Here is a 9,709-nt window from a genome sequence, read left to right as displayed (position 1 = left end):
AAACCGTTTATTTTGACCTAATTTAGTACCCGTTAAGATCGCAAGAAAGCGATTGTCACTGGCTGTCACTTCTAACTTATTTGGCTACTGGCATCTTTGCGGATATACATAAAATTTAAATTCTGACATCAAATAATCAAAGATTTTTGATGAATTCTTGATAATAAAGATTGAGATTACGCTGCTATATTTCCCAGCAAATCTAGATGAGGTAGGCCCTGAATATCTTCTACAGTCCTAATCCCATAAACCATTAAAGAGGATACCCAAAAATGATTCAAATCTGTCATGCCCAAACAAACGCTGATTTACAGGAAATTCTGAATCTTCAGGGTGAAAACTCACTGTACAGGATTTCGCACGAAGAGAAAAATACAGAAGGATTTGTGATGGTGCAACACAGGATGGAAGACTTAAAGGCTTTTGCGGAAATCGCTCCACAGCTCATAGCTAAGGACGATTCAGTGGTTTGTGCCTATGCGCTTGCTATGCCCAGATCTCTTAAAAAAAGTATCCCAATGTTGATTCCAATGTTTGATCAACTCGACATTATTCGGCATCAAGGCAAATCAATTGCGGATTACAATTACATCACTATTGGACAGGTATGTATCAAAAAGGGGTACCGGGGGATTCGGCTTTTTGATCAGGTTTATAAGGCTTATAAAGCGGAGTTTGAAACGCTGTATGACTTTGCGATCACGGAGATTTCCACCAGTAACATCCGATCCATGCGAGCTCATGAGCGAGTTGGATTTAAAATAATTCACACATTTAGGGACGAGTTTGAAGAGTGGAATATTGTATGCTGGGATTGGAAAAATGTTCTAGCAAGAATTAAGCTGAAACAGATTTAGAAAAAGGTCTATAAAACGGAAAATAATCATAACTAGACAAAAATAAAGAGTGAAAAAGAAATGCTTAGAAAAATAAAGTTACAGTTATAATTCATCGAAAATAAATAGTTTAACGTTAAATGAAGTATTAAGTCCTAAGATTTTATTTTTTATTAAATATCTAGTGTTAAATGATTATTAAGATCAGGGAAAATTTTTCTCCTAGATAAAAAACTATAATTTTACCAGATATAGCAAAAACAAATTTAAAAGTTTGTCTTTCTTCATAGGAAGAATTTAGTCCTCTAATAATCCTGATTAATTGAATCTTCTTGATTTAGATAGAGAACATATTAGTCAAAAAATTAGGATTAACAACAATTAAAAATGAAAGCGAAATGAGAATCGGCATATTAATTCAAGAGTTTGAAGAGTTATCAAATTGGGAATTAAGAATAATAAATGAAATTCTGAAAGATCCATCTCTTGAATTGGCTTTATTAATTCAAGATGGTAGAGAAGGAAATAATAGTACAAAAACGCTAAAAAGCAGATTAAATAGACTATTAAAATCTAAGAGTATTTTCGGAAAAATACTTTTCAGTCTTCAGACAAAAATTGAAAACTCATTGTTTAAAGAAAAAATAACTGTTGATAAAGAAAGAATTATAAGAGAATTAAATAAAATAAATACAATAAAAGTACAACCAAAAAGGAAAGGGTTTTTGGATATTTTTGATGATAACGATGTTGAAAAAATCAAGAAATTCGATCTTGATATTATTTTACGTCATGAATTTAATATAATTAGAGGGGGGATATTACAAGCAGCTAAGTATGGGATTTGGTCGTTCCATCATGCGGATAATTCGATTAACAGAGGGGGGCCTGCAGGGTTTTGGGAAATAGTTTTAAAACAACCTTCTGTTGGTGTTACTTTACAAAAACTAACACCTGAATTAGATGGAGGCCTTGTCATAGATAAAGCATTTTTTAATCGCAACTGGTCTTTTGTAAGAACAAACAGACTTATTTTAGAAGGCTCGGTTTCAATTCTATTTAAAAATATTAAAAAATTACAAAATGGCGAGTTCAAACCAATAAAATCGCTTGTGTATTTCAACCCTCTTTATAGAGCCCCAGGCTTAAAAATGGTCTTAAAATATATGTTTCTTTTTTATTCTAAAATATTAGGAAGAGCAATGGAAGAAACTAACTATAAGATTTTCGGTCGTCGATTTGATTGTTGGACACTTTTTATAGGAAAAGGTGATTTTCTCAATTCGACATTATTTAGATTAAAACCTATAAAACTTCCTAAGAAAGAATTCTGGGCTGATCCGTTCATTTTCAACCACAAAAATGATAATTATATATTTTTTGAAAACTATAATTACACAACAAAGAAAGGTAAGATATCCTGTGGGAAAATCACTGATAATGAATTAACTGATATCGCTGATGTGATAGAAACAGACTATCACTTATCATATCCATTCATTTTTAAAGATAATGATGATATTTTTCTCATGCCTGAGACAAGTGCTAACAATCGATTAGAAATATATAAATGTATTAAATTCCCCACAGAATGGGAACTTCACACAACAGCATTTGAAAATGAAAAGGTAGCAGATGCCTTTTTCTATACTGATAAAGACAAAACCAAGTGGCTATTCATAAACAAACAAATGGATATTAACGCTCCATTTGAAAGTGAATTATACATTTACAAAGTAAACTCATTTGATTTAAAAGACTTAGAACCCCATAAAAATAATCCGGTTATGATCAACTCCGAAATAGCAAGGAATGGGGGACCTATTTTTGAGTATGAAAATGAAATTTATAGACCCTCTCAAGCAAATATTGACGGGATTTATGGGAGGGCTTTAAATATTAATAAAATAGAAAAATTAACAATTGACGAGTATATAGAAAAAACTATTGTAACTACTTATCCCAATTTTCACAAAGGCTTAATATCTATGCATCATCTACATCAATCAAATGGGTTATTTGTTATTGATGCTGCATATGGTAAAATATAAAATCTTGATATTTTTTAGCAAAAAACCAAACAATAAGGACACCCACTTTAAACTCAAAAATCTCACAGCCCTTTTGAAAGTTTGAGAAGGATAAGTCTTATCGAATCAAACTTTGGGAACAGCAATTATAAATTTTAAATCCAAATCAGGATTGGAAAAGTCTATAAAACAAAAACGGGAAACAATTCTTGCGAATGCTTCCCGTTCTACAGCTTGAAAACCATAGTCCTCAAACCGCATCAAGCTACAGTTATTAGCTTTTCCCAGTTACCCAGGTCAAAATTCAATGTTCTAAGTCGCTCCGAAGAGCATGTCCCAATAGAGAATTACTGTAGCGCACTTCTGCAGTCATCTGTCTCAATCTATCCCGATGGGATAAATCCTTCATGCCAGTGATCACAAACTCTCAGAAGAGAGCTTTTCTTGGGCCGATCTGTTTTTGCACTTCTGCGGTGTTCCGTTGCAAACAACTGGGATTAACCAGCCATTCCTTTGTGCCCGATTGCTTTCCTCCCGAGGGATTTTTGCCGGTTGATTAATTCGCTTAATACACTTCTGGGGGTTTCCCCTCTCAAATAAATGAATGCTCATCTAGTCCTTCATGTGCGAAAATCTGAATCTTTCCGAAGAGTTCATCAAATTCAACCAAATCGTTTGTTGGCACTTCTGCGGTGACCCGTCTCAGAAATCTACCCGAAAGTAAATCCCCCTTTGCGCCCGATCTCAAACTTTCAAACTTAAATCCGGGGTCGTATCCCCGACTTTTTATCTCTTACTTGATGTATTAAAGTTGCGTTATATTTTTGCTAAAGACAATTTTTTACCGCTGTTTTTACCCCCAATTTTTCCACCAAATATTATTCTAAATTAACAGGCTTATGCACTGATTTTCAGCACTTATCCACTTTTTTATCCACAATACACTGAAGTCCTGAGATTCTGATTCCTACTCATTCTATAATCGATCTTTTACTTAATCGCTATCCTCATCAAATGCATATCTGCAGTCATATACAGATACTTTTCTTCAGTATCAAAACCACAATTAGCAGTAGCCTGACCGGTTTGGATTGCTCCCAAAATCTTCCCTTCCGGTGAAATCACCAACACTCCCCCTGGACCTGTGGCGAAAATAGTCCCTGAAGAATGGACTTTCAATCCATCTGGCAACCCCTTTTTTTCCTCTGAAACCATCCCACTTATATCCAAAAGAATCCTTCCGCTAATCACTTGCCCATTTTGATCCAAATCATAGGCATAATAGCGAGCCCTCTCCGCGTCTGACTGAGCGATATAAAGAATCTTTTCATCCGGACTTAGGGCTATGCCATTGGGGCGATTAAGACTATCAATCTGCAGAGTCAATTCTCCATCTTGTAAGCGATAAATACCCTGAAAATCCAACTCCTTTTTATCCCATTCATCCAATCCATATGGCGGATCTGTGAAATAGACCCCACCTTTAGAATGTAGTGCCAAATCATTGGGACTATTGAACTGCTTTCCTTCCCAGCCTGAGGCGAGAATTTCGAATTCAGGTTTTGGGTCTTTCAGGGAACCTTTTAGTCTTCCTATTTGCCGAGCGCCATGCTGGCATAATAGCAAGTTGCCATCATGATCCAGAGTCAGCCCATTTGAACCGGGCTCATGCTTATCCATCCTTTCCCCAAAATAGCCTGAGGGTTCCAAAAAGACCGAAATACTATCCTTTTCCGACCAGCGATAGATTTTATTTTCCGGAACGTCAGAAAAAATCAAAGCTTGTTGATCTTCGATCCAAACTGGACCCTCCGACCAATCAAATCCGGAAGCAAGGATTTCTATTTCTGCATCTTCCGAGATAAGGGAATTTATCGCAGGATCAATCCGCTCAATGGAACCAGTGGTTTGATACTGCCTTTCAGGAATAATTATTTCGGTTTTTTTGGAAGAAAATGTACATGCATTTGCGAAAAGCAAAACAAAAACAACTGGATAGTTTTTCATGGCTTTTAAATTTGAATGGAATTTACACAAAAAGGAAAAGAGGCTCAATTGACCCTTCTCTCTTTTCAAAACTAAGATTCAATAAAAGTGAAGTTATTTTAGGCTTTCACGTTCCGTGGGATAAAGAGGGAATTTAGAATTCTGGCTATGCGCTTGATCCATGAGTTGAACCAATTCAGCTAATTTTTCCGGATTCGCAGAAGCAAGGTTTTGAGTTTCCCCAGGATCTTTGGATAAATCGTAAAGCTCTACGATTGGGCCATCCTTCCCGAAAACCTGCAACTTTATAGCCTTCCAGTTCCCTTGACGAATAGCTTGTTTCCCTCCTTGCTCGTGAAACTCCCAATAAAAAAAATCATGGGTCTTCTGCTCTCCTTGGCTGAGTAGCGTTGGTACGAATGAAATTCCGTCTGTTTTCAAATTAGGTTTCACTTCCGCCAATTCTGAAAAAGTAGGCAGCAAATCCCAAAAGGCTAACGGAGTATCGCTCTTAGTGCCGGCTTTGATTTTCCCCGGCCAGTAAGCAATCATCGGCGTTCGAATACCTCCCTCATACAGGTCTCGTTTGTAACCTCGGAAAGGCCCATTGCTATCAAAAAAATCCGGATCCGCTCCACCTTCCTGATGCGCGCCATTATCGGAGGCAAAGATGATGATGGTATTTTCTGCTAAGCCCAACTCTTCCAATTTACTGACCACTTCAGCCACGTATTTATCGAACCGCTCCACCATTGCAGCAAAAGTAGCGTGGGGATAAGGCTGGGATTGATAGCCAGGAATCGCCATATCAGGTCCATAATCTGCTCCTTTTGATTTAGCTACATAAGGGGTTTCGTTCGGGAATTTAGCCTTGTACTTGGCCAAAATTTCATCTTCAGGCGCCGCCAATTCCGCATGAGGCATCACAATGGGCATGAAAAGGAAAAAAGATTCATCCTGATTCTGGGCAATAAACTCCAAGGTTTTCTCCTGAATTAGATCAGGGGCAAAATCTCCTTTGGTAGTCCAATCATTTCCCGGTAAATCCACTTTTGAAAAGTTATCCCATAAATAATCCGGATAATAGCGATGGGCATAGCGCTGGCAGTTGTAGCCAAAAAACTGATCAAATCCCTGATTGATGGGATCACCTTCCGAACCCGGAAATCCCAATCCCCATTTACCAAAGGCTCCTGTGACATATCCGGCTTGCTTTAAAACTTTAGCTACATTCATCACCGAGTCTGGCATTGGAGATTGACCCTCAGGCTGAACTTCAGTATTCCCTCTGATCGGGGTATGTCCAGTATGTAAGCCTGTCATAAAAGCTGACCGTGAAGGGGCACAGACCGTAGCTCCGGAATAGAAATTTGTGAAAAACATGCCTTGACTTGCCAATCTGTCTATGGCCGGAGTTTCAATATACTGCTGACCCAAAAAACTTAAATCACCCCAACCGAGATCGTCAGCAAGTATGAAAACGATATTGGGTTTGTCGTTTTTATAATTGTTTTCAAGTTTCTGATTGCATCCAACAATTAAAAAGCCAATCAATCCGAAAAAGATCAAAATAATGCTAGAAGGCCAATTAGTTTTCTCCATTCGATCAAGTTATAAAAAATTCTACAGCCCTGTGGCCTTTGACCCGGTTCCTCGTTCTTTAATCAAATTTTCCCGAACCTTTAAAGAGCGATAAACCTCCAAAGGGTCAGCAGCTCCTCCGCTCTGCATTCTAGCTTCGGCTACCAATGACCGCACATCCGTCTGAAAAGCTGCCTGTAAAATCTCCTGGGCTCCTGCTACATCCCCTGAATTTTGTGCTTCCTCCAATTTCGACCGATCAACCAACAATGCCTTTGCATACGCTATAGCAATCGCCTCCAAAGCCTGGATCAAATCTTCCAAGGGGTCTTTTACATTGTGACTCGCATCGATCATCCAAGAAATAGAATCCCAAGCCTGCGCTCCATCAGAAGCCCCTCCCACCAATTCGCAGAAAATCAAAAACAATTGATAAGGCTTTATACTCCCGGTAGTCAGATCATCGTCTCCATATTTGCTGTCATTGAAGTGGAAACCTGCTAACTGATTTTGATGCATCAGCGTGGCTACAATCTGCTCAATATTGGTATTGGGTAGATGATGTCCTAAATCTACTAGCACTTTTGCCCGATCTCCCAGCTGACTACAAATCAGGGAGGAAGTACCCCAATCGGGAATAATCGTATGGTAGAAATTGGGTTCGTAAGGCTTGTATTCCAAAAGCAGTTTCCAATCTGAGGGCATTTCGCGATAGATTCCTTTTAAAGAATCTATCGTCCATTGTAGGGAATTCCGGAAATGAGCCTGTCCGGGAAAATTACTTCCATCTGCCAGCCAGACGGTCAGGGCTTTACTTCCTATTTTTTCGCCTATCCGGATTACCTCCACATTATGAGCAATTGCTTGATCCCGAATGGATTTCGAAGCATTGCCAAGACTTCCCATTTTGTAAGATTCTTTTTGGCCATAGTCCTGAAAGGTATTGCTATTCATGGCATCAAACTTCAACCCCAATGATTCAGCTTTTGCTTTGATCTGCATGTAGTCTTCCGGTATATCCCAAGGAATATGAAGGGAAACAGCCTCTGTCTTCTTGGTCAGCTGCGCCAAAATACCAATGTCTTCTAATTTTTCTTCCAGATTCCGGGGTTCGCCACCTATTGAAAATCGACCAAAACGCGTTCCTCCTGCCCCCAAAGCCCAACTTGGAATAGCGATCTGAAATGCTGCGATTTTGGAAATCAGATCAGTTATGTCTAAACCTGATTTTTCCAGTTTTTCAGAAAGAATCGCTAAGGATCGCTCGTGAAACTCGTCAGGTTCGAAAGCTTGGATTTGAGATTTGGTGATATTCATGAGTTGTTGGTTTTCTGTTTTCGTCATTGCGAGGACTTTATTCAATTGTTCCTTATGCCTAATACCTCAAGTCCGAAGCAATCTGTTAATTATACTATTTGTTTATTATTAACCATCAGTTTAATTAGTTTTTAGTTTTCATCAATCTAAAGACTCCTCATTTAAGATTTCTGACTTATTTTCTTCCGTCTTCAATCTATTTCATTAAACACCCGACATCGGTCATCTGACACCCGTCTCCTCTCACCCGACATCTGTCTTCTTATTTATCCAAAAAGGCGCAGATACAAACCAAGCAACCATACCAAAAGCCATTAGCATTTTGGTGCTATCCAACTCAATTTTTCCCATAAAAATAAGTACAGGTGGAATCATAGTCAGCAGTAGTCCTATCAGCGACACTATTTTTAAGAAAACTTTCATACTAACTTCAATTTAGAGGATGAATAGTAAAATTTAGAAAGGCCAACAAAAATAAATACAGCGATAAACCAGCCGGGAAGTCCGAGGAAAAATACCTCAATACCATAAAATTGATTTAATCCCAGACAAATTACCAAAGTCAAGATCCATGCAAGGAAAGCAGGAATACTAAAATGCCTTTGATTAGCAAGAGCCTGTTCAGCTTGAAACCCGAAGCGTTTTGAAAAATAGAAGTCTGCAAAAATCACTGCGCCCATTGGCATCAGTAATAATCCATACAAGGCTACAAAATCAAGTAACTTCATCACCAAGGCCGGAAAGCATGCCGCCAAACTGGTAATTCCTCCCACAATAGCCGTAATTTTCCAAGTTGATGTTTTTGGAAAAATACCCTGCAATGCCAACCCAGCTCGATAGATTGTTGGATTTGCAGTTGTCCAGCCCGCCACGATCACGCAAACGGCTCCCGCTATTCCAGCGGTCTGAAAAGCTATTTCTCCCGGTGCAAAAGCACTTGAAGAAGAATTAGCTTGAAGGAAAACCGAATATAAAATCCCTGATGCGATCCATGCAAAGAAATGTCCGATGTACATTCCTGCAAAAGAAAGGAATCCGTATTTCCACGATCTTGCATAGCGAAGAATGGTCAGATCTGACATGCCGATATGCATAGCCATATTACAGAACCAAGCAAAAAAGATAATGTGCCAAATGGTAAATTTTGACATTCCCTCCAAAGGAATCCCAGTCCAAATCACTTCATTAGAAATCTTGAATAAACTGTCCCAGGAATTCACACCTAATTGAGACAAGCCGATTAGTCCTGCCCCTATGAAAATCAAAATCATCCAGGGTGCCATCAAATTTGCAAAGCGAGCCACATAGGAATAGCCTTGAATAGCTACCAGTGTAATCACCGAACCCATCAGAATCACGGTAATCACCCATCCTGAAGTTCTCGGCATCCAGTCAGTCAACGTGGGCATTTCCAGACCAAAAGGAATCCCAACTGCAGTAGCAGAAACAGCAATCATTGATCCAGCCAAAAAGCAAAACATCAGCGCATTCACCAAATTATAGCCTGCCACAAGTCGATTCCCTACAATTCGCTCCAATTGGTAATATAAAGTAAGCCTTTTCTTGGTCGCTATCGGTGCAGTGATTAAAGCCCAGCTAAACACCGCTAAGAGGTTACCTATAAGGAGTCCAAAAATCAAATCTCCCGCAGTCACTCCATGTGCGACGAAAAGCGGACCTATAACAAACTCTGTCCCTGCAGTATGCTCCCCGGCATACATCCCTAGAAAACTATTTCCGGATTTCAACTCTGAAGCAGGCACTGGAGTCCGCTCAAATTCGTTTGTCTCGCTTAGTACTTTCTTGAAAATTGATGAGGCCATAAGGGTTATTTATTAGCTTATATGTATATCCGCAAAGATGCCAGTAGCCAAATAAGTTAGAAGTGACAGCCAGTGACAATCGCTTTCTTGCGATCTTAACGGGTACTAAATTAGGTCAAAATAAACGGTTTTGACC

Annotated in this window: 8 protein-coding genes; 2 read left to right on the top strand and 6 right to left on the bottom strand. The window is 38.9% G+C overall.

Going from position 1 to position 9,709, the window contains the following annotated elements:
• The first annotated feature begins 272 nt into the window (after window positions 1-272).
• Together P8O16_RS12770 and P8O16_RS12765 are read left to right on the top strand one after the other, a co-directional pair.
• A complete protein-coding gene (locus P8O16_RS12770) occupies window positions 273-857 on the top strand; it encodes a GNAT family N-acetyltransferase (protein ID WP_300315518.1) in 585 nt (194 codons plus the stop codon).
• Between the two features lie 377 nt (window positions 858-1,234).
• Complete coding sequence (locus tag P8O16_RS12765; RefSeq protein ID WP_300315516.1) at window positions 1,235-2,887, top strand: hypothetical protein; 1,653 nt, start codon at window positions 1,235-1,237, stop codon at window positions 2,885-2,887.
• Window positions 2,888-3,458: 571 nt separating this feature from the next.
• Here the strand turns inward: P8O16_RS12765 and P8O16_RS12760 are convergent.
• From P8O16_RS12760 to P8O16_RS12735, 6 genes are all read right to left on the bottom strand, one after another.
• Complete coding sequence (locus P8O16_RS12760; protein WP_300315513.1) at window positions 3,459-3,614, bottom strand: hypothetical protein; 156 nt, start codon at window positions 3,612-3,614, stop codon at window positions 3,459-3,461.
• A gap of 242 nt (window positions 3,615-3,856) precedes the next feature.
• Window positions 3,857-4,873 (bottom strand): SMP-30/gluconolactonase/LRE family protein, encoded by a 1,017-nt coding sequence (locus P8O16_RS12755; protein WP_300315510.1) that lies wholly within the window; start codon window positions 4,871-4,873, stop codon window positions 3,857-3,859.
• Window positions 4,874-4,966: 93 nt separating this feature from the next.
• Entirely contained in the window at window positions 4,967-6,454 is a 1,488-nt protein-coding gene (locus tag P8O16_RS12750) for an arylsulfatase (protein ID WP_300315507.1), read from the bottom strand.
• 21 nt (window positions 6,455-6,475) lie between these two features.
• Entirely contained in the window at window positions 6,476-7,750 is a 1,275-nt protein-coding gene (locus P8O16_RS12745; RefSeq protein WP_300315504.1) for a TIM barrel protein, read from the bottom strand.
• A 243-nt stretch (window positions 7,751-7,993) separates the two neighbouring features.
• Window positions 7,994-8,173, bottom strand: coding sequence for a hypothetical protein (locus P8O16_RS12740; RefSeq protein WP_300315502.1), 180 nt, complete (start codon window positions 8,171-8,173; stop codon window positions 7,994-7,996).
• Window positions 8,170-9,573, bottom strand: a complete 1,404-nt coding sequence (locus P8O16_RS12735) for a hypothetical protein (protein ID WP_300315499.1) — start codon at window positions 9,571-9,573, stop codon at window positions 8,170-8,172. The genes P8O16_RS12740 and P8O16_RS12735 overlap by 4 nt, the downstream gene beginning before the upstream one ends.
• Between the last annotated feature and the right edge of the window lie 136 nt (window positions 9,574-9,709).

The sequence above is a fragment of the Algoriphagus sp. genome (genome assembly GCF_029254265.1).
Taxonomy (GTDB): Bacteria; Bacteroidota; Bacteroidia; order Cytophagales; family Cyclobacteriaceae; genus Algoriphagus.
This window is presented reverse-complemented; position numbering and strand designations above follow the sequence as displayed.